Origin of the sequence: Citrobacter sp. A316 (genome assembly GCF_002042945.1) — a bacterium.
GTDB lineage: Bacteria > Pseudomonadota > Gammaproteobacteria > Enterobacterales > Enterobacteriaceae > Citrobacter > Citrobacter portucalensis.
The window spans coordinates 52,350-75,139 of the sequence record NZ_MVFZ01000023.1 but is presented as its reverse complement, the minus strand read 5'-3'; the positions used below and the strand labels follow the sequence as shown (position 1 = coordinate 75,139).

The following is a 22,790-nucleotide window of genomic DNA, read 5'->3' as shown; positions in this document are numbered from 1 at the left end:
GCCACTATGCGGACGCGAGAGGAGGGAGAAGCATGGAAAATACAGGAAGTATGATGCCCCGGGAAAAGCTGTTGGCACAGGGGGCCAGTTCTCTGACCGATGTTGAGCTTCTGGCTCTTTTTTTACGTACCGGCATTCAGGGTAAAGATGTGCTTACGCTGGCGAAAGAGATACTTCAGCATTTTGAGTCGCTGTATGGCCTGTTGTCTGCTGATTACATGGATTTTAGCTATGTTCAGGGAATCGGTATCGCGAAGTACGCACAGTTGAAGGGTATTGCGGAGCTGGCAAGACGCTACTACAACGTGCGAGTGATAGAGGAGCGTGCTCTACTTAGTCCGGAAATGGCGCGTGAATTTCTGCAAAGTCAGCTCTCGCAAGAGGAACGCGAGATCTTTCTGGTGATCTTTATGGATTCTCAACATCGCGTGATTAAACACAGCAAACTTTTTTCCGGTACGCTTAGCCATGTCGAGGTGCATCCGAGAGAAATTGTCCGGGAAGCGATAAAAATGAATGCTTCTGCGGTGATCCTTGCGCATAATCACCCTTCGGGGTGTGCAGAGCCGAGTAAAGCAGATAAACTCATCACCGAGCGTGTTGTGAAATGCTGTCAGTTCATGGATATCCGGGTGCTTGATCATCTGGTCATTGGGCGCGGAGAGTACGTTTCTTTTGCGGAACGCGGTTGGATTTAACGCACTTTACGCGATCCATCGGGATCTTTGTCTGTTCGGGACTTGAGCACATCGCTGACTCAGCGTATACTACGCCACCTTTGAGAATCTCGGGTTTGGCATTTGGGCCTGGCAATCGAGAGTTCGCAAATACGCAAAATCATTCTTGTTGCGTCCAATGACGAGGCAACATTGAAAGATTAAGTGTATTGAACTGCGATAACCGGGCTGAGAAGCCTGACGAGGCGCCAATACCCCATACGAAGCTCGAGCTAATTTGATTTTTGGAGAATAGACATGTCCCGAGTCTGCCAAGTTACTGGCAAGCGTCCGGTGACCGGTAACAACCGTTCCCACGCACTGAACGCGACTAAACGCCGTTTCCTGCCTAACCTGCACTCTCACCGTTTTTGGGTTGAGAGCGAGAAGCGTTTTGTCACCCTGCGTGTATCTGCTAAAGGTATGCGTGTTATTGATAAGAAAGGCATCGAAACAGTTCTGTCTGAACTGCGTGCCCGTGGCGAAAAGTACTAAGTACTAAGAGGAAATAAATCATGGCTAAAGGTATTCGTGAGAAAATCAAGCTGGTTTCTTCTGCTGGTACTGGTCACTTCTATACCACTACGAAGAACAAACGTACTAAGCCGGAAAAACTGGAACTGAAAAAATTCGATCCAGTTGTTCGTCAGCACGTTTTATACAAAGAAGCGAAAATCAAATAATTTTCGTTTTGATGTAAAGAAAAACCCTGCCTCGGCGGGGTTTTTTGTTTTCTGGCCGTCCCCATATTAATGAGACCTGACATACCGCCGGAGATACTATGCCTGAATTACCTGAAGTCGAAACCAGCCGCCGTGGTATTGAGCCGCATCTGGTGGGGGCAACGATTATGCACGCGACGGTGCGTAACGGTCGTTTGCGTTGGCCAGTATCTGAGGAAATCTATCGTCTGAGTGATCAACCTGTCCTCAGCGTACAGCGGCGGGCGAAATACCTGCTGCTGGAACTGGCGGATGGCTGGATAATCATTCATCTGGGGATGTCGGGTAGCTTGCGTATTCTTCCTGAAGAGCTTCCGGCAGACAAGCACGACCACGTTGACTTAGTGATGAGCAATGGCAAAGTTCTGCGTTATACCGATCCCCGTCGCTTTGGCGCCTGGCTGTGGACTAAAGAACTGGATGGACATAATGTCCTCGCTCATCTTGGCCCTGAGCCGCTGAGCGATGATTTCAACGCTGGTTATCTACAGCAGAAATGTGCGAAGAAGAAAACGGCGATTAAACCCTGGCTGATGGATAACAAGCTGGTGGTGGGTGTGGGTAATATCTACGCCAGCGAGTCGCTATATGCGGCTGGGATTCATCCTGACCGCCTGGCGCCATCATTGTCGAAAGATGAGTGTGAATTGCTGGTACGCGTTATCAAGGCGGTGTTGCTGCGCTCTATCGAGCAGGGCGGAACGACGCTTAAGGACTTTCTGCAAAGTGACGGTAAGCCTGGCTATTTTGCCCAGGAGCTGCAGGTCTATGGGAGAGAAGGTGAACCGTGTCGTGCATGCGGCGCACCGATTGTTGCGACAAAACACGCCCAGCGTACAACGTTCTATTGCCGTCGCTGTCAGAAATAGTGTCATTGCTGGCCGGATGCTGCATCCGGCCAGGTGCATTACTTCAGTTTACTCATTAACGCCTGATGGACGTTTTCCGGCAAAAAGTGCGTCACGTCACCCTGGTGACGGGCAACTTCTTTCACCAGTGACGATGAGATAAATGACCACTCTTTAGATGGCATCAGAAAAACGCTTTCCAGTTGCGGCATAAGGTGGCGGTTCATATGGGCCAGCTGCATTTCATATTCAAAATCGGCTACCGCGCGCAGTCCACGGATCAGAATATTAGCCTGATTATCACGGGCAAAGTTTGCCATCAGATCGCTGAATCCCAGCACTTCCACATTACCTAGGTGCGCCGTTGCCTGTTGCGCCAGCTCAACACGCTCTTCCAGAGTAAACATTGGCTTTTTACTGGGACTTGCGGCTATCGCCAGAATCACGTGATCAAACATGCTTGTCGCACGCGTCACGATATCGAGGTGGCCGTTAGTAATAGGATCAAAGGTTCCTGGATAAATCGCCCGTTTTTGCATGACTTGCCTCAATGCGTTTTGGGTGGCAGGTAAGGTTCCAGCAGTTGCAGCAGACGCTGTAGCGCGCCCTGATTTTGATACAGAACTTCAACTGCGTGACGGCCATAAAAATTACGATAATCTGCATCGGTCAGTAAAGAAGAGACCTCTTTCACCAGCGTAGTTGCGTCGGTGACTGTGATCAATCCGCTTGCCTGTTCGAGACGGGCGCAAATATCTTTAAAATTAAACGTATGTGGTCCCATCAACACCGGAATAGCATGCGCTGCCGCTTCCAGCGGGTTGTGTCCCCCACGTTCAACCAGTGAACCGCCGACAAAAGCAAGGTCGGCAATGCCATACAGCAACATCAGCTCACCCATGGTATCGCCGATCACAACCTGAGTTCCTGAGGACGGAACTTCACCCGAAGAACGAGTGGTATAGCTTAGCCCAGCCTGGCGTACGAGGTTAATGGCATCCGGGAACCGTTCTGGATGTCTGGGAACCAAAATCAGCAAGAGATTGGGGAACTGATTTAATAATGCCTGATGGGCGGCAATGATGATGCTTTCTTCGCCGTCGTGGGTGCTTGTTGCAATCCATACCGGGCGGTGAGGCGCCCATTGACGACGTAATGTCACCGCTTTTGCGGCCAGTTGTGGCGTGACGGATATATCAAACTTCAGGCTGCCAGTAACGGTGACCTGATTGCTTCTGGCGCCAAGCGTAATAAAACGTGCGCCATCTTCTTCGTTTTGTGCGGCAATCAACGTAATTCGACGCAGTAGTCTGCCAACAAATTTACCTAATTTCGCATAACCAGCGGCTGAACGAGCAGAGAGCCGTGCGTTGGCAATGACCAGAGGAATGTGGCGTTTATGGAGTGCCGCGATCAGATTTGGCCACAGCTCGGTTTCCATAATTAACACCAGTTTGGGGTCAACTTTATTCAGAAAACGGTTCAGGGCATCCGGTAAATCGTAAGGCAGATAAATATGCTGAACGTCAGTGCCAAAAGCAGATTGTACCCGCTCAGAACCGGTTGGCGTCATGGTGGTGACCGTGATCGGCAAATCGGGATAACGATGTCGCAGAGCGCGAACTAATGGGATTGCAGCCAGCGTTTCGCCCACAGAAACCGAATGAAGCATGATGCCGCCGGGTTTTAGCGGGCGGCGATAAAAGCCGTAACGTTCGCCCCAGCGTTTACGGTAGGCCGGAGCCTTACGTCCGCGCACCCAAAGCCGTATCCAGATCAAAGGCTGAATAAGATAGAGCAATGTGGTGTAAAGCAACTCAAGCATGGGCGTTAGCTGGCTAATGGATGTGCTGTGGATTCTATGTATTTACCCGGTGCTTTGCTATTACTTTTGCCATTCAGGGACCAATTAGACGCTAAAGTGGTCAATCTGACGTGTGATAGACCATTAAGTTACATTCTGGCGTAACTCTTTGAAATTAAAGTCAGGGGCTAGAGAGGATAACAAAATTGGTTTTAAAGTTGACATTAATTTGCGCTAAGGAATTGATTGGAAAGACGAAAAGAAAAATGTGCTTAACTTTTATTCGTATCGGATTGCCGCTAAAGAAGTGGTACACTAGCGCGCAAAATTTAAGTGCGATATCAGTAATCAGGCAACTGTTGAGCCTGGGGCGGTAGCGTGCTTTTTTTTGCTTAACGGTATCGGACACTCTCAACAAAAGAGCCGCTTGTGGAAAAGTTATTCAGAAATATCCTGGTCATTAAAATGCGTTTTCATGGAGATATGCTACTGACAACCCCCGTCATCAGTACATTAAAACGTAACTATCCTGATGCCAAAATCGATGTGCTCCTTTACGAAGACACAAAGCCGATTTTATCTGAAAATCCGGAAATTAATGCGCTATATGGAATCAGTAAGAAAAACACCACGACAAAAAATAAAATCGCTAATTTCATTTCATTAATAAAAAAATTACGCCAAAACCAATATGATTTAGTAATCAACTTGACCGATCAGTGGCTGGTTGCACTATTGGTCCGTTTTTTGTCCGCTGATACAAAACTTTCCCCTGATTTCCTGCACCGTCAGAAGCCTTTCTGGCAGAAGAGCTTTACGCATCTTGTGCCGATTACTGGCGACCATATCGTCGAGCGTAACCTGTCGATTCTGAATCCACTTGGGCTTAAAACACTCAATCACGAACTGTCCATGCACTACGCTCCTTCCCATTGGAAAAATATCCATGAACAGCTAAAACAGCTCAACGTGGGTGAGCGCTATGTGGTTATTCAGCCAACCGCACGTCAGATCTTTAAATGCTGGGATAACGAGAAATTTTGCGAGGTTATTGATGCCTTACAGGAACAAGGTTATCCGGTTGTGCTGACCTCTGGACCTGGGAAGGAAGACCAGGAATGTATCCATGATATTGCTGAGGGATGCAAATTATCTCCCGTCACCGCGCTTGCGGGTAAAACGACGTTTCCTGAATTGGCTGCTCTCATTGATCATGCGGCGTTGTTTATCGGTGTTGACTCCGCGCCTATGCATATTTCCGCAGCGGTGAAGACCCCTATCATTTGTTTGTTTGGCGCGACGGATCATATCGCGTGGCGACCATGGGCGGAAAATGTCACGTTGCTTTGGGCTGGAAACTATCAGCCAGTACCGGCAAGAGAGCGGCTGGACCGTAGTTATAAATATCCGTCAGTGATCCCTGCGGAAGATGTCATTAACGCCGCCTGGCAAGTGCTCAATGGCGCCGCGCCAGAAGTTGAGGTGAATGCACAATGATTGTTGCCCTCTGTCTGTACAAATATTTTCCCTATGGTGGGCTACAGCGTGACTTTATGCGTATCGCTAAAACGATCGCGGCGCGCGGGCATCATGTCCGGGTCTATACACGAGCCTGGCAAGGGGAGCGTCCGGCGGAATTTGAGTGCGTTGATGTCCCGGTTACCGCACATTCCAACCATGGACGAGATAAACAGTATCAGACGTGGGTTCAGCAGCATTTAACTCAGTACCCGGCAGACCGCGTCCTGGGCTTTAACAAAATGCCGGGGCTGGATTATTACTACGCAGCGGATGTGTGTTATGCGGCGAAGGTAGCGAAAGAAAAGGGGTTCTTGTATCGCTTAACGGCGCGATACCGTCACTACGCAGCCTTTGAGCAAGCTGTCTTTAAACCAGGGGTGAAGACAAAGTTGCTGATGCTGACTACAAAACAAATTCTTGATTTTAAAATGTATTATCATACGGAAGACAATCGCTTTCAGCTTCTTCCGCCCGGCATCTATCCCGATAGAAAATACAGTAGTCAGGCCCCCGGTAGCCGTGAACGCTACCGTGAAGCCAACGGCATCACTCCGGATCACTTCTTATTGTTGCAGGTTGGTTCTGATTTTTCACGAAAAGGGGTCGGCCGCTCAATTGCCGCTGTCGCCGCACTGCCTGAGGCTATCCGTCGTCAAACCCAGCTCTTTGTTGTTGGTCAGGATAAACCTCGCGCATTCGCTGCGCAGGCAGAAAGAATGGGTGTGAAAGAGAACGTCCATTTCTTTGCTGGGCGTGATGATGTTGCACATCTGATGGCGGCCGCGGACGTGTTATTACATCCGGCGAAGCAGGAAGCTGCGGGAATTGTACTGGTTGAAGCTATCGCGGCGGGTTTGCCTGTGCTCGTGACGGAGGTCTGCGGGTACGCACCTCACGTAGCGGCGGCAGGATGCGGTGTTGTATTGAGTGAGCCTTTTGAGCAACATGTGCTTGATGACGATTTGCATAAGGTCCTGGCGGATAGTTCTCTTCGTGAAAAGTGGGCGAAAAATGCGCGGCATTATGCGGATACGCAGGATCTTTATAGTTTGCCAGAACATGTAGCGGATATTATTACAGGTGAATTGCATGGTTGAGTTAAATGAACCCTTTGCCACATTGTGGAAGGGAAAAGACCCATTCATCGAGGTTAGAAAGCTTCAGGGTGAGGTCTTTCGGGAACTAGAAACCCGTCGCACACTTCGTTTTAGCGTTGCTGATAAGAGCTATTTTTTGAAGTGGCACAGAGGTACCACTTATAAAGAAGTCATTAAAAATCTACTGTCACTTCGTATGCCGGTACTGGGTGCTGACCGTGAGTGGAATGCCATACACCGTTTAGCCTCCTTAGGCGTTGATACGATGCAAGGCGTTGCATTTGGCGAAACTGGTTGGAATCCGGTAAAGAAAACCTCTTTTATCATTACCGAAGATTTAACGCCAACTATTAGCCTGGAAGATTATTGTGCGAATTGGTGTGTTGAACCCCCGCATCCGCACGTAAAAAGAATGCTGATTCAACGTGTAGCCGATATGGTTCGCGCGATGCATCTTGGCGGTGTTAACCATCGTGATTGTTATATTTGCCATTTCTTACTTCATCTTCCATTTGATGATAAAAATGAAGATAGTCTAAAAATTTCGGTGATCGATCTGCATCGGGCACAAATTAGAAATAAAGTGCCTTTACGTTGGCGTAATAAGGATCTTACCGGGCTTTATTTTTCATCCGACAATATTGGATTGACGACCAGAGATTATTATAGATTTTTAAAAGTATATTTCAATCGTAGCCTGAAAGATATTATTAAGAACGAGAGTGTGTTCATTGAACAGGTTGAAGGAAAAGCCAAAGTTATTCGCGAAAGAACAATTCGCAAATCATTGTGATTTTAGCTGTAAAAAATATTATGTAAATGGAATTTGTATTTCATGGAATGAACTCATACTATGTCTCTTCTTGCATTTTTTATTTATAAATATTTGCCGGGTTTTGTTTCAATAGGGTTTATATGAATTCAAATACACAAACGCAAGCCTCACGTAAAGATATTGCAGTTTATTTGTTGTTAATTTCATTTTGTGTTCTATGTTTTGTCTGGCCTATCCAGAACTCAATTTTACCAACTAATAGAAATCTCTTTATATACTTAAGTACGGCATTAGTGCTATATTTTTACGTCCGTAAAAAATATGTATCTATTGAGCTTAGTCGACTGGCGAAATATGCTGTCGCTTTAACTCTTATTTTTCTCGTATTTACACTGGTCAATGGGTTATTTGTTGCGGTTGATGTGGGGAAAATGCTGCGCAGCTGGCAGGGGCAGTACCTGCGTGCAGGGCTATTATTCTTTGTTGGACTCTTTTTATATCCAATCTGTAAGTATCATTTTAAAAATATAACGGCCAATAAGGTATTGTCTTTAGTTGTTCTGTGTTCGCTAGGGGTGATATTTATTCACCTGCTGCAGAATATCTATTTTTATATCAAGACAGGAACGATACTCTGGGGTGAGACGTGGATTGTGCCATCTCGCACCGAGATGAGCTTCCAGATAAACATGGTTTCGGGAATTTTACTGGCGGAACTTGCCTGTCGACTGTTTCTGGGCCGTAAGTATCTAATTTTCAGCAACAAACTGATGGTTGCCTTTATTTTGCTGTGCTTCATCTGTTCAGCATTAGCGAAGACCCGCTGGGGGACTATTGGTCTGATTGGTAGTACGATTTCTATCTGCGTATTTATTGCCTTAAAAGCGATTAGCCGAAAGAACTTGCCGAAGCTCTGCCTGGCTGCACTGGTCGTTGCGATAGTAGTGGGTATTATAGGCTACACTTCCTGGCATCAGGACTCTCGCTGGAAAAGCCTAAGCATGGATATGGTTGCTGGTTGGGATCTGGGTATGCACAGTCGTTGCTATAACGGTTTTGATGGCCCGTTGATGCAGGACAGCACTGGACGCATCATGGATGACTCGAATAGTTGTCGAGCATCGTTCTTCCGTCAGGGGAGCGAACTGATCGCTGAATATCCGTTTGGTGCGGGTCCGCGAAAAGATGCATTCTTAATGCTTCTGCAGGAAAAATATCACGACCCTGTTATTCAGCAATCTAACAGCCATTACGGGTTGATTGATGTCGCGCTTCAGAACGGTGTCTTTGGGCTTATCAACTGGCTGGCATTTGTCATGTTGATGATTCTTATTGGCTGGCGTGCATTCTCTCGTGATTTAATTATTCCGGGTCTGTACTTGTCTCTTCTCACGGTGAGCTTCTTGTTCCGTAGTGGTGTAGATAATATGATGCGTGATCACTACCTTGAGCAAAACCTTGCGTTATCAGGTTTAATGCTGGGTCTGATCTTTACGAGTAATAAAATATTACGGGCTAAAAAATGAAAGTGTTAATTATTCGTAGAGATAATATTGGCGACTTGATACTGACAACGCCGCTGATCTCGACTATTGCAAAAGACATGAATTGTAAAGTTGATTTGTTGGTTAACACTTACAATCAATCGATTATCGAAAATAATCCTCATGTAGGTAAAGTTTTCTTATACAGCAAGCTGCACCACCGTTCTAAAGGCACATCTAGCCTTAAGGTATTGTTTCAGCGCCTGAAGACGATTATCGATCTGCGCCGTGCTAAATATGATGTCGCGATTATTGCCAAAGAGCATTGGGATAAACGACCTTTACAGTGGGCAAAATTAGCAGGTGCTAAAAGAATTATCGCTATTGGTAATGACTGTCCGGACATTGTCACCGATGCCATTCCTGAAACTCAGGAGCAGCTTCATCTGGTCAATTTATTGGATAGATTAACGGGACCGCTAGGCTGTACTTCTAAACCAGGTCCGCTGGAGTTGTATGTCACACCACAAGAACTGGCTGATATAAAAGCAAAGATAGAATTTCCACAGGATAATTTACCTGTTTATGGGTTGCAGATAAGTTCCCGAAGAGAAGAACAGCAATGGCAAAAAGAAAAGTTTGTTGAGCTTGCGCATAAACTTACAGCCATACAGGCGTGCCATATTATGTTATTCTGGTCTCCAGGAAAATCAGATAATAAGTTACATCCCGGTGATGATGATAAGGCTGATTTTATCCGCGCGCAATGTGCCGATCTGCCGATTATTCCAGTAAGAACGAATAGCGTTCGTGAGCTGATGGCTGGTATGTCACTATGCGATCAGATCGTGACCAGCGACGGTGGTGCCTTGCATATTGCTGCTGGGGTGCACAAACCAGTGGTGGCGCTGTTCGGCAACAAGGCTGCATGGCTATGGACGCCATGGGGTGTGCCGTACGAAATGCTGCAAGGAAAAGATTATGATGCTCGCAATATTAGCGTCGATGATGTATATACGCGGTTTGTAAGTCTGCAGGAGCAAGTGCGTAAAAATACGGCAATGGATGAAGCATAAGTTTACTTATTGCTATAGATAAGTTGATATATTGATCTCTATCTGGCGATAGATTAAATAGGTTTTATTTAATGATTAGAGCATTGAGAAAAAAAATCCAGCTATTACTGGTTAATCTTTTTTTAATGATATATACCCGTAAGAAAGATTTTTCTTTTAGTCAGCAAGAATTTGAAAATCAGGATAAAAATCAGCTGAAGAATATCCTGATTTATTCTTCAACGGCGCTGGGTGATTTCATGATGAACTCTCCAGCAATTCATGCGCTCCGCCAGACATATCCTTCAGCGACAATCACCCTGATTTGCCACAAAAAGATGTATGACTTCCTCAAAGGGGGGAGTGACTGGGACGAACTTATCTCATGGGATAACAAACTCACTACCCTCCCTGCATTGGTTAAAGAGATCAAAAAACGTGGAACGCCAGACCTGACGGTGATTCTTCACTCACATACACCTTACGATTTCCTTAGCGCCATCATTGCCGGCACAAAGTATGTCTTTGTGGATAACGATAAGCAGGACATTCCACTCGTAAGTAAATGGGCAACCAACAGAATCAGTAAATTCGTTGGGCATACTATTCAGCGAAAGCTGGAGCTCATCATGCCTTTGCTGAATGAAAAGCCTGACAACAGTATGCACCTGCCGTTTCCTGTCGAACGTATGGTGAGCGAGGAAGATTCAAAACTGCGCTGGATTGGTTTTCAAATGGGAGCATCATCCTTTAAGAAATGCTGGCCTGTTGAGCGATTTGTCACTTTCGCAAACCAACTTTTTGCCCATGATGATGTGCGTGTCGTCCTGATTGGCGCGCCGAATGAAGTGCCTCTACAGGACGAATTTTTGCAAAAGCTGGATAGCCGCTTTCATGACCGCGTAAAACCACTTATCGGTAAAACGACGCTTAAAGGGCTGATTCAGGAAGTGAAGAATATGGACCTGCTGGTAACATCTGATACAGGACCTATGCACCTTGCCGTGGCAATGCGGGTTCCGACGGTGAGTATGTATGTGATTACCTCCCCCTATCTTTATGGCCCCTATCAGGACCCTCAATTGCACAAGGTGGTTTACAAAGCCTATACGACGCTGGATGAAATTAAGTATCGTTCAGCGCTAGAGAAGGTGAGTTGTGAAGAGATCATGGCGCATGTAAAACCATTCCTGCAGTAAGCTTACCGATGCTCTGCATGTTCTGATAAGCGTGCAGAGCACCCGTCCCGAGTCGGGGGTTTATATGTCGGACGGTAGGTGTGTCAGTACTTGCTGAGCGGTGAGTAACGACAGTTTTCCTTCCGGAGCAATGCACGTTAACTGGTTCTTACCGTATCCACCAATGAGCCCAGGGTCGGTGGGACCATACAGCGTAACGTTTGGGCGATTGAGTGCGGCGGTCAGGTGACTAAGGCCTGTATCAACCGAAACTACAAATTCAGCACCGGCGAGGATACGCGCAATTTCCTCAAGACTCATCCTTGGCAATACATCGACATTATCAAATCCTTCCGCAATTCTTCTTGCTCTTTCCTCTTCATGCGCTGCTCCCCAGGGAAGCTTAATGCGAATCCCTGTCTTTGGTATCAGCGTAATAAGGTCCCGCCAGTGCGCTTCTGTCCAATGCTTATCATCTCGCGTGGTCGCATGTAAAAATACGGCGTAGGGCTGCGAATTAGACGTTTGCTGTTTTACAAAATGCTGCGCAATAGCGTAATCACCCTGTAACTGCGGTTTAGCATATCCCAGACTTTTGGCGAACAATTCACGTGTACGTTCTACCGCATGCTGCTGTTTGGCTATGTGATGTTTGCGATCATAAAACAGACTCGCCAGCGGTTCGCGGGCGGTGCTCCAGTCCATACCGTGCTTGATGCCACGTGCCAGACGTGTCACCAACGCCGCGCTTTTAACCAAACCCTGCGCATCAATTATCGCGTCATACTGTTGTAAACGCACCGCATCACGAAACGCTTTACGCTCGGCTTTAATCGGCGCTGAAAACCAGGCTTTACGCCAGCGACGGATCGCCACTGGGATAACCCGGCCAACGGCTGAATGCCAGGAGGGGATTTGAGCGAACCCTTCTTCCACCACCCAATCAAATTGAATACCCGGAATAGCCTGCTGCGCATCGGTTAATGCGGGCAACGTATGCAGTACATCGCCCATAGACGACGTTTTAACGATCAGAACCCGCATCCGTCAGGTTTCCTCTTGTAACAACAGGTCGTTGAGTTCTTCCAGCACGCGCTGCGGCGTGATGTCAATCAGGCTTTGGTGATAGCCTTCTGCCGCATCGCCTTTACGCACTTTGTGATACCCCGTAATCAGGCGAATTACACGTGCCTTGTGGGAAAGCGGAGGCGTAAAATCTGGGCTACTTGGACCATACAATGCGACCAGTGGACGGTTCAGCGCCGCGGCCACGTGCATTAATCCAGAATCGTTGGTGACGACTGCTTTGCAGGCGGCGAGCAGAATGACGGCCTGTTCAAGCTGTGTTTCGCCCGCCAGATTACGGCACCAGGCTTGCTGTTCAGTGCTCAGCGTTGCCAGGATCTCATTGCCGGCTTCATGGTCTTTTGCTGAGCCAAACAGCACAATCTGATGGCCTTCATCGATTAGCTGCTTTGCGAGCTCCGCGTAGTGGTAATGTGGCCAGCGTTTAGCCGGACCAAATTCCGCACCCGGGCAAAAGCCGATGATGGGACGTTCGGCTGAAAGGGAGAATTGACTACAGGTCAGGGACTTTTCACCCTCGCTAACCTGCAACTGCGGCCATAGCAGAGGCTGCGGCAAATCTTTGGCCGTCAGCATCACGCCTTTATCATAAGCCAGAGCCACATAGCGCTCGACCATCAGCGGCCATGCGTCTTTATCCAGCACGCGCGCATCGTTTATCAGACCGTAGCGCATCTCGCCTCGCCAACCTGTACGATGAGGAATACCCGCAAAGAACGGCACCAGAGCGGATTTAAACGAGTTAGGCAACACATAAGCGCGGTCATAGCGTTTCTCACGCAGGCTGTGGCCGAGTTTACGGCGCTCGCCGATCTCCAGCGCGCCGTGCCCCAACGGCATGGCGATAGCTTCGTTGACTTCTGGCATGCGCGACAATAACGGACGGCACCAGGCTGGTGCCATCACGTCGATTATCGCCTGGGGATAGCGCGCCTTGAGCGTGCGATAGAGACTTTGCGACATCATCATGTCGCCTACCCAAGACGGGCCAACCACCAAAATTTTCATACTTACGCGCCGCGGTTCAGCCAGGCCATATATTCCGTGACGCCTTCGGCGACGGTTTTAAACGGCTTATCATAGCCCGCTGCGCGCAGGTTCGTCAGATCTGCCTGAGTAAATGCCTGGTAGCGGCCTTTCAGTTTTTCTGGGAATGGAATGTACTCAATGCTGCCTTTTTTGTGGTACGCCAGCGTAGCATCGGCAACGGCCTGGAAAGATTCCGCACGACCTGTACCGAGGTTAAAGATGCCTGAAACCCCGTTTTCCAGGAACCACAGGTTTACTGCTGCAACATCGCCGACATAGACGAAATCACGTTTGAAGTTTTCACTGCCTTCGAACAGTTTTGGTGTTTCGCCATTGTTAAGCTGGGTGTTGAGGTGGAAGGCGACGCTTGCCATGCTGCCTTTGTGGCCTTCACGCGGTCCATAGACGTTGAAATAGCGGAAGCCAACAATCTGAGAATTGGCTTCTGGCAGGATCTGACGCACGTACTCGTCGAACAGGAATTTTGAGTAACCGTAGACGTTCAGCGGTTTCTCATATTCACGGGATTCGATGAAATCAGAAGTGCGACCGCCGTAGGTGGCGGCAGAGGATGCGTACAGGAACGGGATTTCACGCTCCAGGCAGTAGTGCAGCAGCTCTTTGGAGTATTGATAGTTGTTATCCATCATATACTTGCCGTCCCACTCGGTGGTGGAAGAGCATGCGCCTTCGTGGAAGATCGCTTCGATATCGCCGAAATCTTCCCCGGCCATAATCTGGATCAGGAAGTCTTCCTTGTCCATGTAGTCAGCAATATTCAGATCCACCAGGTTAACAAACTTGGTGCCGTCTTTCAGGTTGTCCACCACCAGGATGTCGGTGATACCTTTATCATTCAGGGACTTAACGATGTTGCTGCCGATAAAGCCCGCGCCGCCGGTAACGATGATCATAAATGTAACCTTTGAATTATGGAGTCAGAGACAATCTCAGACACGAATACTTCTATCATATCACTACATGGCTTAGGCTTCAGCCATTCACCGATAAGCCGTGCGGGTACACGTGATTTATGCTTCATTTTGAAGAAGTGATGATGCGTCATCTCGTATCAACGTATAGCTTTGGGTAATATGTGCTGAAATTTGCCCAGTCTGGAGAATTGAAATGCGTGGGGATTTTTACAAACAGTTAACGAACGATCTCGAAACCGCACGTGCGGAAGGATTGTTTAAAGAAGAACGCATTATTACATCTGCCCAGCAGGCGGATATCACCGTGGCGGACGGAAGCCACGTTATTAACTTTTGTGCGAACAACTATCTGGGGCTGGCTAACCACCCGGAACTGATTGCAGCGGCAAAAGCGGGTATGGATTCTCACGGATTTGGTATGGCTTCGGTTCGCTTTATTTGCGGTACCCAGGACAGCCATAAGCAACTGGAGCAAAAACTGGCGGCATTCCTCGGTATGGAAGATGCCATCCTTTACTCTTCCTGCTTCGACGCCAACGGCGGCCTGTTTGAAACGCTGCTGGGCGCAGAAGACGCAATTATTTCCGATGCCCTGAATCACGCATCTATCATTGATGGCGTGCGCCTGTGTAAAGCAAAACGTTTCCGTTACGCCAACAACGATATGGTGGAGCTGGAAGCTCGCCTGAAAGAAGCGCGTGAAGCGGGCGCTCGCCATATCCTGATCGCCACTGATGGCGTGTTCTCTATGGATGGTGTGATCGCTAACCTGAAAGGCGTTTGCGATCTGGCGGATAAATACGACGCGCTGGTCATGGTTGATGATTCCCATGCCGTCGGTTTTGTCGGCGAAAATGGTCGTGGCTCCCATGAATACTGTGACGTGATGGGTCGCGTGGACATCATCACCGGTACGCTGGGTAAAGCGCTCGGCGGCGCATCTGGTGGTTACACCGCAGCGCGCAAAGAAGTTGTTGAGTGGTTGCGTCAGCGTTCCCGTCCTTATTTGTTCTCCAACTCACTGGCGCCGGCGATTGTTGCGGCCTCCATTAAAGTGCTGGAAATGGTTGAAGCTGGCAGCGACCAGCGCGATCGCCTGTGGGCGAATGCACGTCAGTTCCGCGAGCAAATGTCTGCCGCAGGCTTTACGTTAGCCGGTGCGGATCACGCGATCATCCCGGTCATGCTGGGTGATGCAGTAGTGGCACAGGCGTTCGCCCGCGAGCTGCAAAAAGAGGGGATTTACGTTACCGGATTCTTCTATCCGGTGGTTCCAAAAGGCCAGGCGCGTATCCGTACCCAGATGTCTGCGGCGCATACCCCTGAGCAGATTACGCGTGCTGTTGAGGCGTTCACACGCATTGGTAAACAACTGGGCGTTATTGCCTGAGGATGTGAAATGAAAGCGTTATCCAAACTGAAAGCGGAAGAGGGCATTTGGATGACCGACGTTCCTGAACCGGAAGTCGGTCATAACGATTTGCTGATTAAAATCCGTAAAACAGCCATCTGCGGGACTGACGTTCACATTTATAACTGGGATGAATGGTCGCAAAAAACCATCCCGGTACCGATGGTCGTTGGGCATGAATATGTCGGCGAAGTTGTTGGCATCGGCCAGGAAGTTAAAGGCTTTAAAATCGGCGATCGCGTTTCAGGCGAAGGTCATATCACCTGCGGGCATTGCCGTAACTGCCGCGGTGGACGTACTCACCTGTGCCGCAATACGACCGGTGTTGGTGTAAATCGTCCGGGCTGCTTTGCGGAGTACCTGGTGATCCCGGCATTTAACGCATTTAAAATCCCGGACAATATCTCCGACGACCTGGCGTCTATCTTCGATCCGTTCGGTAATGCAGTGCACACGGCGCTGTCGTTTGATCTGGTTGGGGAAGATGTACTGGTTTCCGGTGCGGGTCCAATCGGTATTATGGCGGCAGCGGTCGCGAAGCATGTTGGCGCACGCCACGTAGTGATCACCGACGTTAATGAGTATCGCCTTGAGCTGGCGCGTAAAATGGGTATCACCCGCGCGGTCAACGTGTCGAAAGAGAATCTGACCGACGTGATGGCTGAACTGGGTATGACCGAAGGGTTTGATGTGGGCCTGGAGATGTCCGGGGCGCCGCCAGCGTTTCGCGCCATGCTGGACACCATGAACCACGGTGGTCGTATTGCTATGCTGGGTATTCCGCCATCTGATATGTCCATCGACTGGACGAAAGTTATCTTTAAGGGGCTGTTTATTAAAGGTATCTACGGTCGTGAGATGTTTGAAACCTGGTACAAAATGGCTGCACTGATCCAGTCTGGACTGGATTTGTCGCCGATAATCACCCATCGATTCTCCATCGATGAATTCCAGCAGGGCTTTGACGCGATGCGTTCAGGCCAGTCAGGGAAAGTGATTCTGAGCTGGGATTAGTATTAAGCCGGTAAGAATGAATAGCCAGATATGATTAATATCTGGCTATTTTTTACTTGCCGCGAATTTTTCGTGAAAGTCGGCGAAGCTTTTCTTTCAATAAAATCAGGTTATAAACGAAGCCACGACCCTGAATATCGATATTGTATTTATTCCGGAGCGTGAGGATATCGTTCGCCTGGCATATTTTCATAATGCCTTTGCATGAAAGATCGATAACTTTAAGTTCACCAGATGGCGTTCTAATAAAATTCCCAGGGTGAATGTCATTCGATGCAAGACCTGCATTGTGAAGTTTAATAATACAGTTTTTCACCTCTTCGGCATTACTTTCGTTGATTTCGGCAAGGGGTTTGCCATCAATGTATTCATGCACGGTTGACACTTCAACACATTGACGAAAATGACATTTTTCAGCGACGTAATACAGGTCTGCAGTACAGGCGCGTTGTTCTGGAGTTAAGCGTGCCAGTCGTTTAATCATATGTGAATAAAAGGGACCGGAAATAAAGTTTAGCGCTTTTTTTTCAAAGCGGTTGTCTATTTCACGATCGTTTTTGACGATGAACTTTTTATTTTCATATTCGACAAGATGGACGCTGCGAAAACCATTTTCAGCATTCAGTTGCTTCCCTTTTATTTCACTATTTGATATTTTTTCCATCAACAAAGGGAAATTAATATTTTCATTCTTGAAATAAACATTAAAGTCACCTAATTCAATCCTACTAATGTTCATTAAATTCGCCTTCGTATATATAATTTATTGTAGATAGTAATATTCTGTATTATACAAAATTGTATCGACGATGGTTAGTTAATACATGCTTTTATGTAAAAGGCACATAAGCAGCGCAGCTATACTCTATCTAATTGAAAATAATTGATTAATTTATTTTCGTTATGAAGATTTATGACTTAAAGTATCAATGTAGCAAGGGGGGTTTGGCCATCATTACATTTGTACTGTTCATTTTGTGATAGAGATCAAGTTAGTATAACAAAATCCTTTGTCATACACAGGTAACAACTAAGTTGGCTATTTGTGCTGTTTTTTGTTTCTCGGACGTGTAAGTAAATAGATTATAAATCTAGTTAATATAAATTTGTAGGGACGCTGGCCTATTCCTCTGAAAATTTTATCTCTTGTTCGACCTTAATAATATCTTAATAATCGGGTGATAGAGTAACGACAATCCCATAGATTAGATGATTACCCTAAGATGCAAAGTAAATATAAATTAAGCGTTATTATCCCTTTATATAATGCCGGTAGTTACTTTCGTGACTGTATGGAGTCGTTAATTGCGCAGACCTGGAAAGATCTTGAAATCATCATTGTAAATGATGGTTCTACGGACTGCTCAGTCGATATTGCGCAATGCTATGCGGAAAAGTATCCCCATGTTCGGCTGCTGCATCAGGCCAACCAGGGTGTCTCTGTCGCGCGTAACCTTGGCCTGGATGTCGCTGTGGGGGATTATATCGCATTCGTTGATGCCGATGATGAAGTCTATCCGGAGATGTATGAGACATTGATGGGAATGGCTTTGCAGGATAACCTTGACGTTGTACAAAGCAACGCAGACTGGAGTTCGCGGGAAACATCCCGAGTCTGGGTATCCATTCCAACAGATCGTCTGCGTTCTACCGGTATTCTCTCCGGCCCAGACTGGTTGCGTATGGGGCTTGCTTCGCGCCGCTGGACGCATGTTCTCTGGATGGGGGTATATAGAAATGACCTTATTAAAGAACACAATATAAGGTTTATCCCTGGGTTACACCATCAGGATGTCTTGTGGAGTACGGTGTTTATGTTTAATGCCACTCGTGTGAAATATACGGAAAAACCATTATATAAATACTACCAACATGATGGCTCAATTAGCCACATGAAGCGGCAGGGTGAAGCGAATTTAAACTATCAACGGCACTATATAAAGATCACTCGCCTGCTGGATGAACTTAATCATAGCTACGCTAACCGCATCACTATCCATCCTGAGTTTAAACAACAGGTGATTTATGAGGGACTGCGAGTATGTCATTGTATTCGTAAAGAACCCGATCCACAGATCCGTCAGCGCATGATTGCTGAAGTATTTGTATCGGGTATGTTCAAGCGTATGGTGAGGAATATCTGCAGCGTTAAGCTGGGTTATCAGGTGCTGTTGTGGGCCATCCGCTTTAGCCAGTGGCGCGATAAATCACTGACGCCGCGCCGCCTGGCCCATTTAACGCTGGATAGTAAAGACTGATTATTGCCAGCCCTGCCACTGCAGGCGCATATACTGCACCAGCGTGCTTTGGGTGATGCTTTCGCCGAGCACGCTGAAGAAGCGGCTGGCGTACACTGGCTCTAACGGCTGTTTCGGTTTGCATAATTTCACTCCACGGAAAGGATTCCGCGGCGCATCAGGTGTACCGTTTCTCGGTGGCGTGAGGTTTGGTCTGGAGGTATCCACCTGTGGTTCATTTAGCAGGCTGCTTGGGCGAACCAGAGTGATGTCGGCTGGCAGGCTATACAGCATCTGCTGCAGGACGCGAACCGTAGACGGGTGAGGGTGGCCAATGGCGATTGCGGAACCGTTGCGGCGCGCCAGCTCGACGGCACGATTAAACTGACGGCGAATATCGGCTTCGTTTTGCGTGTCATCCAGGAAGACTTTGCGTTTGATGACCTTCACACCGGTGCCTGACGCTGCGCGCATTGCCTGGCTGTTACCGATGGTCATGCTGTCCAGAAAGTAGAGGTCGTAGCGTTCCAGCGCCTGCATCACCTTCTGCATGCCAAACAAACTGGAGGTCATCGCGCTGCCCATGTGGTTGTTCAGCCCGACCGCATTCGGCACTTTGCTTACCGCGTCGCGAATAATCCGCTCAATCTCTTCGTTGCTCATTTCCGGGCGTAACGTATCTTTCTCTAACGGCTGTTTGCTCAGCGGCGCCATCGGTAGATGGATTAAGACTTCATGCCCGCTGTTATGCGCTTTGATTGCCATTTCACGTGCATGTGGGGCGTTAGGCAAAACGGCAACGGAGATGGCAGAAGGCATTGCCAGTACCTGGTTTTCAGTGTGTGGGCGATAGCCGAAATCATCAATAACGATGGCGAGTTTGCCAGCAAATACAGGTGTTGCGAAGGCCAGCAGGCTGGCGAGAGAGAGTAGTAGACGACGAAATTGTTGTGGCAAAACTTATCTTCCCAACCACGGCTGTGGATTGACCGCCTGACCCTGGCGACGAATTTCGAAATAGAGTGCCGGCCTGCCCTGACCGCCGCTGCTACCCACAAGTGCTATAGGCTGCCCGGCGCGAACCTGCGTACCGACGCTGACCAGTGCGCTCTGGTTATAACCGTACAGGCTCATATCGCCTTTACCGTGTTCTACGACGACTACCAGGCCATAGCCCTGCAGCCAGTCCGCCAGAATGACGCGACCATCGGCAATGGCTTTAACTTCGGTGCCTTCGGATGCGCCAATAACCATCCCCTTCCAACGTAGCTCACCCTGCAGCTGTTCGCCATAACGATGTAGAGTTGGACCACGAACGGGCCAGAATGCCTGACCGCGAGGCGAACCCAAACCGCCGGTACGCGACATCAGTGATTTTTCACTTTCGGTCGGTTTATAGGTTGAGCCTTTTCGCGACGCATCCTGTTGCTTATCGCGTACGGCCTGAGCCTCGCGTGCTTCACGTTCGGCACGAGCTTTGGCTGCGGCTTCGGCGCGGGCAATGCTGTTGCGCAGACGGGATTCGTTGGCGCGCATTTCGCCCAGTTGCTGTTGCCCCTGTTGAATCGATGATTCCAGACTCGAAAGCGTTTTCTGGCGTTCGTTACGTGCCTGTTCCAGCTTAGCCTGCTGAGCGCGCTGTTCGTACAGAAGCGTCTGCTGCTCGCTCTGCTTATCTTCCAGCTCGGCTTTTTGCGAGTCGACCTCTTCGCGGGTTTGTTTCAACTGTGCGATAGTTTCCTGTCGCGCCTGGTTCAGATAGCCGAAATAGGCCTGCAGGCGTTGCCCGCGCTGGCTCTCTTCCCCGCTGAGGATAAGCTGAATACCGGTGTGTTCGCCCTGGCGAAATGCTGCATCAAGTTGGGCTGCAAGGCTGCGTTCTTGCGCTGCTCGTTGCTTTTCCAGCTTCGCGAGTGCTGCATTCATCTCTGCGATTTGCGCATTCAGTTGTGCCAGTGAGTTTTGCGTTTCGCGCAACTGCCTTGCAGCAACGGCGATGGCTTGTTCCTGAGCTTTAAGCTGAGCGAGGAGGGTGGCGCGTTGTTGTTGCTGTTGGCGTACCGCGCGTTCTTTTGCCGCGATATCGGCCTGAATAGATTTGAGCTGGTCGCGTTCGTCCGCGTGGGCGGAAAAGGCGCACAGCAATACGCCAGCGCTAAGCGCGCTGGCGTAGAACAAGGGCCTGACTGAAAACTTACGCGGTTTCACGGCCCGAGTGATGGTATTAATCGCCTTTCCCCTCATGGGGAGGGATTATTCCACGATGAACAGCGGCTTACCAGTCATCTCTTGCGGGATTTCCATACCCATCAGCGTCAGCATCGTCGGGGCGATATCAGAAAGTTTGCCGCCTTCAACTGCTTTGACGTTCTTACCACCGACATAAATCAGCGGAACGGGCAGGTTGGTGTGCGCTGTGTGCGCCTGACCGGTGGACGGATCGCGCATCTGCTCTGCGTTACCGTGGTCTGCGGTGATCAGCAGTTGGCCGCCAACGGATTCAACCGCTTTAGTCACCTGCTCAACGCAGTGATCCAGCGCTTCAACCGCTTTAACCGCTGCTTCCATCACCCCGGTGTGACCAACCATGTCGCCGTTCGGGTAGTTACAAATGATGGTGTCGTATTTTCCACTCTCAATCGCAGCAACCAGTTTTTCGGTCAGCTCAGCAGAGCTCATTTCCGGCTGCAGATCGTAGGTCGCAACTTTCGGCGAGTTGATCAGGATGCGGTCTTCGCCTTTGAACGGTTCTTCTACGCCGCCGTTGAAGAAGAAGGTCACGTGTGCATATTTTTCAGTTTCGGAAATACGCAGCTGCGTTTTGTCGTTCTTCGCCATCCACTCGCCAAGGGTGTTAGCCAGAGAGGCTGGCGGGTAAGCAACCGCAGTTTTGATGTCGGCCGCGTATTCGGTCAGCATCACAAAGTTGAGGTTAACGACTTTCTTACGGGCGAAGCCGTCGAAGTCAGCGTTAACAAACGCACGGGTGATTTCACGCGCACGGTCAGCACGGAAGTTCATGAAAATCAGCGTATCGCCGTCTTCCATGGCGGCTTCAGCCTGGCCTTCAGCACGGATCACGGTCGCTTTCACGAATTCGTCGTTTTCGTCGCGGGCATAAGCAGCTTGCAGGCCTTCAACCGCCGTAGCGAACTGGAACTCACCTTTTGCCAGCGTCATCAGGTCATAAGCCTGTTCAACGCGATCCCAACGGTTGTCGCGGTCCATAGCGTAGTAACGACCAATGATGGACGCTACGCGGCCTTTGCCCAGCGCGGCAAATTTCTCTTCGAATTTCTGCAGTGAATGTTCAGCGCTGCGCGGCGGGGTATCACGGCCATCAAGGAAAGCGTGCAGGTAGATTTTCTCAGCGCCACGTTCAGCGGCCATTTCTACCATCGCCATGATGTGATCTTCGTGGCTGTGAACGCCGCCCGCGGAGAGAAGACCCATAATGTGTACCGCTTTGCCGCTATTTTTTGCCTGGTCGACCGCATTGGTCAGCACCGGGTTAGCGAAGAAAGTACGCTCTTTAATTTCTACATCCAGACGGGTCAGGTCCTGATACACGATGCGGCCCGCGCCCAGGTTGACGTGACCCACTTCGGAGTTGCCCATCTGGCGATCGGGCAGGCCAACTTCCAGGCCAGACGCATCAATCAGGGTATGCGGACGTTTTGCCCACAGGGCATCCATTACCGGGGTTTTGGCATTAAAGATGGCGTTATCCTGGCTGTCTTCGCGATAGCCATAGCCATCCAGAATCACCAGTACCATAGGTTTTTTAGAAACCGACATTGCGACAACCTCACACTTAATAGATAAAAAATAATTGCGTAATTTTACTACAGCTGAATCGATAAAGTAGCCCCAGAAGA

Annotated in this window: 22 protein-coding genes; 13 read left to right on the top strand and 9 right to left on the bottom strand. The window is 48.8% G+C overall.

The features are described from left to right. Positions 1 to 32 precede the first annotated feature (32 nt). The 4 genes from radC to mutM all read left to right on the top strand — a co-directional run bounded on the left by radC (position 33) and on the right by mutM (position 2,307). Positions 33 to 698, top strand: coding sequence for a DNA repair protein RadC (gene radC, locus BZK41_RS22970; protein ID WP_079939695.1), 666 nt, complete (start codon positions 33 to 35; stop codon positions 696 to 698). A 276-nt stretch (positions 699 to 974) separates the two neighbouring features. Then, positions 975 to 1,211 carry a 50S ribosomal protein L28 gene (rpmB, locus tag BZK41_RS22965; protein WP_003024071.1) on the top strand — a complete coding sequence of 79 codons (237 nt, stop codon included), beginning with the start codon at positions 975 to 977 and terminating at the stop codon, positions 1,209 to 1,211. A 20-nt stretch (positions 1,212 to 1,231) separates the two neighbouring features. Next, positions 1,232 to 1,399: a 50S ribosomal protein L33 gene (gene rpmG / locus BZK41_RS22960; protein ID WP_003024094.1), complete on the top strand. Its 168-nt coding sequence runs from the start codon at positions 1,232 to 1,234 to the stop codon at positions 1,397 to 1,399. A 98-nt stretch (positions 1,400 to 1,497) separates the two neighbouring features. Then, on the top strand, positions 1,498 to 2,307 hold the full coding sequence (mutM, locus tag BZK41_RS22955; protein WP_079939694.1) for a bifunctional DNA-formamidopyrimidine glycosylase/DNA-(apurinic or apyrimidinic site) lyase: 810 nt from the start codon (positions 1,498 to 1,500) through the stop codon (positions 2,305 to 2,307). 38 nt (positions 2,308 to 2,345) lie between these two features. On the opposite strand, the gene coaD is transcribed toward mutM, so the two are convergent. Together coaD and waaA are read right to left on the bottom strand one after the other, a co-directional pair. Further along, the gene (gene coaD / locus BZK41_RS22950; protein WP_003024099.1) at positions 2,346 to 2,825 is read right to left on the bottom strand and encodes a pantetheine-phosphate adenylyltransferase; all 480 of its coding nucleotides are present in this window, start codon (positions 2,823 to 2,825) and stop codon (positions 2,346 to 2,348) included. An 8-nt stretch (positions 2,826 to 2,833) separates the two neighbouring features. Next, entirely contained in the window at positions 2,834 to 4,111 is a 1,278-nt protein-coding gene (waaA, locus tag BZK41_RS22945; RefSeq protein WP_003827291.1) for a lipid IV(A) 3-deoxy-D-manno-octulosonic acid transferase, read from the bottom strand. A gap of 408 nt (positions 4,112 to 4,519) precedes the next feature. On the opposite strand from waaA, the gene rfaQ reads away from it, so the two are divergent. From rfaQ to BZK41_RS22915, 6 genes are all read left to right on the top strand, one after another. Further along, positions 4,520 to 5,587: a lipopolysaccharide core heptosyltransferase RfaQ gene (rfaQ, locus tag BZK41_RS22940; protein ID WP_079939693.1), complete on the top strand. Its 1,068-nt coding sequence runs from the start codon at positions 4,520 to 4,522 to the stop codon at positions 5,585 to 5,587. Beyond that, positions 5,584 to 6,708: a glycosyltransferase family 4 protein gene (locus BZK41_RS22935; protein ID WP_079939692.1), complete on the top strand. Its 1,125-nt coding sequence runs from the start codon at positions 5,584 to 5,586 to the stop codon at positions 6,706 to 6,708. The genes rfaQ and BZK41_RS22935 overlap by 4 nt, the downstream gene beginning before the upstream one ends. Further along, entirely contained in the window at positions 6,701 to 7,501 is an 801-nt protein-coding gene (gene rfaP / locus BZK41_RS22930; RefSeq protein ID WP_079939691.1) for a lipopolysaccharide core heptose(I) kinase RfaP, read from the top strand. The genes BZK41_RS22935 and rfaP overlap by 8 nt, the downstream gene beginning before the upstream one ends. Positions 7,502 to 7,623: 122 nt before the next feature. Continuing rightward, positions 7,624 to 9,009: an O-antigen ligase family protein gene (locus BZK41_RS22925; RefSeq protein WP_079939690.1), complete on the top strand. Its 1,386-nt coding sequence runs from the start codon at positions 7,624 to 7,626 to the stop codon at positions 9,007 to 9,009. Beyond that, on the top strand, positions 9,006 to 10,043 hold the full coding sequence (locus tag BZK41_RS22920; protein ID WP_079939689.1) for a glycosyltransferase family 9 protein: 1,038 nt from the start codon (positions 9,006 to 9,008) through the stop codon (positions 10,041 to 10,043). The genes BZK41_RS22925 and BZK41_RS22920 overlap by 4 nt, the downstream gene beginning before the upstream one ends. A gap of 71 nt (positions 10,044 to 10,114) precedes the next feature. Continuing rightward, positions 10,115 to 11,221: a glycosyltransferase family 9 protein gene (locus BZK41_RS22915; protein WP_079939688.1), complete on the top strand. Its 1,107-nt coding sequence runs from the start codon at positions 10,115 to 10,117 to the stop codon at positions 11,219 to 11,221. A gap of 60 nt (positions 11,222 to 11,281) precedes the next feature. On the opposite strand, the gene rfaC is transcribed toward BZK41_RS22915, so the two are convergent. The 3 genes from rfaC to rfaD are packed head-to-tail and all read right to left on the bottom strand — an operon-like array spanning position 11,282 to position 14,229. Next, a complete protein-coding gene (rfaC, locus tag BZK41_RS22910; RefSeq protein ID WP_079939687.1) occupies positions 11,282 to 12,244 on the bottom strand; it encodes a lipopolysaccharide heptosyltransferase RfaC in 963 nt (320 codons plus the stop codon). Positions 12,245 to 12,247: 3 nt separating this feature from the next. Beyond that, the gene (gene rfaF, locus BZK41_RS22905; protein ID WP_079939686.1) at positions 12,248 to 13,294 is read right to left on the bottom strand and encodes an ADP-heptose--LPS heptosyltransferase RfaF; all 1,047 of its coding nucleotides are present in this window, start codon (positions 13,292 to 13,294) and stop codon (positions 12,248 to 12,250) included. A 2-nt stretch (positions 13,295 to 13,296) separates the two neighbouring features. Then, complete coding sequence (gene rfaD, locus BZK41_RS22900) at positions 13,297 to 14,229, bottom strand: ADP-glyceromanno-heptose 6-epimerase (protein ID WP_079939685.1); 933 nt, start codon at positions 14,227 to 14,229, stop codon at positions 13,297 to 13,299. A gap of 214 nt (positions 14,230 to 14,443) precedes the next feature. Here rfaD and kbl point away from each other — a divergent pair, with 214 nt between their 5' ends. Both kbl and tdh read left to right on the top strand, forming a co-directional pair. Further along, positions 14,444 to 15,640: a glycine C-acetyltransferase gene (gene kbl, locus BZK41_RS22895; RefSeq protein ID WP_079939684.1), complete on the top strand. Its 1,197-nt coding sequence runs from the start codon at positions 14,444 to 14,446 to the stop codon at positions 15,638 to 15,640. Positions 15,641 to 15,649: 9 nt separating this feature from the next. Beyond that, positions 15,650 to 16,675, top strand: coding sequence for an L-threonine 3-dehydrogenase (tdh, locus tag BZK41_RS22890; RefSeq protein ID WP_003024132.1), 1,026 nt, complete (start codon positions 15,650 to 15,652; stop codon positions 16,673 to 16,675). Between the two features lie 52 nt (positions 16,676 to 16,727). Here the strand turns inward: tdh and BZK41_RS22885 are convergent, their stop codons facing one another. Continuing rightward, the gene (locus BZK41_RS22885; RefSeq protein ID WP_079939683.1) at positions 16,728 to 17,414 is read right to left on the bottom strand and encodes a lipopolysaccharide core heptose(II) kinase RfaY; all 687 of its coding nucleotides are present in this window, start codon (positions 17,412 to 17,414) and stop codon (positions 16,728 to 16,730) included. Positions 17,415 to 17,898: 484 nt separating this feature from the next. Between BZK41_RS22885 and BZK41_RS22880 the strand changes: the two genes are divergently transcribed. Continuing rightward, positions 17,899 to 18,933: a glycosyltransferase gene (locus tag BZK41_RS22880; protein WP_079939682.1), complete on the top strand. Its 1,035-nt coding sequence runs from the start codon at positions 17,899 to 17,901 to the stop codon at positions 18,931 to 18,933. On the opposite strand, the gene BZK41_RS22875 is transcribed toward BZK41_RS22880, so the two are convergent. The 3 genes from BZK41_RS22875 to gpmM are packed head-to-tail and all read right to left on the bottom strand — an operon-like array spanning position 18,934 to position 22,710. Next, positions 18,934 to 19,869 (bottom strand): divergent polysaccharide deacetylase family protein, encoded by a 936-nt coding sequence (locus BZK41_RS22875; protein ID WP_079939681.1) that lies wholly within the window; start codon positions 19,867 to 19,869, stop codon positions 18,934 to 18,936. A gap of 3 nt (positions 19,870 to 19,872) precedes the next feature. Continuing rightward, positions 19,873 to 21,132 carry a murein hydrolase activator EnvC gene (gene envC, locus BZK41_RS22870; RefSeq protein WP_231504629.1) on the bottom strand — a complete coding sequence of 420 codons (1,260 nt, stop codon included), beginning with the start codon at positions 21,130 to 21,132 and terminating at the stop codon, positions 19,873 to 19,875. A 33-nt stretch (positions 21,133 to 21,165) separates the two neighbouring features. Beyond that, the gene (gene gpmM, locus BZK41_RS22865) at positions 21,166 to 22,710 is read right to left on the bottom strand and encodes a 2,3-bisphosphoglycerate-independent phosphoglycerate mutase (protein WP_043018843.1); all 1,545 of its coding nucleotides are present in this window, start codon (positions 22,708 to 22,710) and stop codon (positions 21,166 to 21,168) included. Positions 22,711 to 22,790: the final 80 nt, after the last annotated feature.

Excerpts from the sequence above, each read along its gene's own strand:
- BZK41_RS22915 (WP_079939688.1), top strand. The coding sequence starts at position 10,115 with ATGATTAGAGCATTGAGAAAAAAAATCCAGCTATTACTGGTTAATCTT.
- BZK41_RS22880 (WP_079939682.1), top strand. The coding sequence starts at position 17,899 with ATGCAAAGTAAATATAAATTAAGCGTTATTATCCCTTTATATAATGCC.
- coaD (WP_003024099.1), bottom strand. The coding sequence starts at position 2,825 with ATGCAAAAACGGGCGATTTATCCAGGAACCTTTGATCCTATTACTAAC.
- rpmG (WP_003024094.1), top strand. The coding sequence starts at position 1,232 with ATGGCTAAAGGTATTCGTGAGAAAATCAAGCTGGTTTCTTCTGCTGGT.
- tdh (WP_003024132.1), top strand. The coding sequence starts at position 15,650 with ATGAAAGCGTTATCCAAACTGAAAGCGGAAGAGGGCATTTGGATGACC.
- gpmM (WP_043018843.1), bottom strand. The coding sequence starts at position 22,710 with ATGTCGGTTTCTAAAAAACCTATGGTACTGGTGATTCTGGATGGCTAT.
- BZK41_RS22920 (WP_079939689.1), top strand. The coding sequence starts at position 9,006 with ATGAAAGTGTTAATTATTCGTAGAGATAATATTGGCGACTTGATACTG.
- rpmB (WP_003024071.1), top strand. The coding sequence starts at position 975 with ATGTCCCGAGTCTGCCAAGTTACTGGCAAGCGTCCGGTGACCGGTAAC.
- rfaP (WP_079939691.1), top strand. The coding sequence starts at position 6,701 with ATGGTTGAGTTAAATGAACCCTTTGCCACATTGTGGAAGGGAAAAGAC.
- rfaD (WP_079939685.1), bottom strand. The coding sequence starts at position 14,229 with ATGATCATCGTTACCGGCGGCGCGGGCTTTATCGGCAGCAACATCGTT.
- mutM (WP_079939694.1), top strand. The coding sequence starts at position 1,498 with ATGCCTGAATTACCTGAAGTCGAAACCAGCCGCCGTGGTATTGAGCCG.
- waaA (WP_003827291.1), bottom strand. The coding sequence starts at position 4,111 with ATGCTTGAGTTGCTTTACACCACATTGCTCTATCTTATTCAGCCTTTG.
- radC (WP_079939695.1), top strand. The coding sequence starts at position 33 with ATGGAAAATACAGGAAGTATGATGCCCCGGGAAAAGCTGTTGGCACAG.
- BZK41_RS22925 (WP_079939690.1), top strand. The coding sequence starts at position 7,624 with ATGAATTCAAATACACAAACGCAAGCCTCACGTAAAGATATTGCAGTT.
- kbl (WP_079939684.1), top strand. The coding sequence starts at position 14,444 with ATGCGTGGGGATTTTTACAAACAGTTAACGAACGATCTCGAAACCGCA.
- BZK41_RS22885 (WP_079939683.1), bottom strand. The coding sequence starts at position 17,414 with ATGAACATTAGTAGGATTGAATTAGGTGACTTTAATGTTTATTTCAAG.
- rfaC (WP_079939687.1), bottom strand. The coding sequence starts at position 12,244 with ATGCGGGTTCTGATCGTTAAAACGTCGTCTATGGGCGATGTACTGCAT.
- rfaF (WP_079939686.1), bottom strand. The coding sequence starts at position 13,294 with ATGAAAATTTTGGTGGTTGGCCCGTCTTGGGTAGGCGACATGATGATG.
- BZK41_RS22935 (WP_079939692.1), top strand. The coding sequence starts at position 5,584 with ATGATTGTTGCCCTCTGTCTGTACAAATATTTTCCCTATGGTGGGCTA.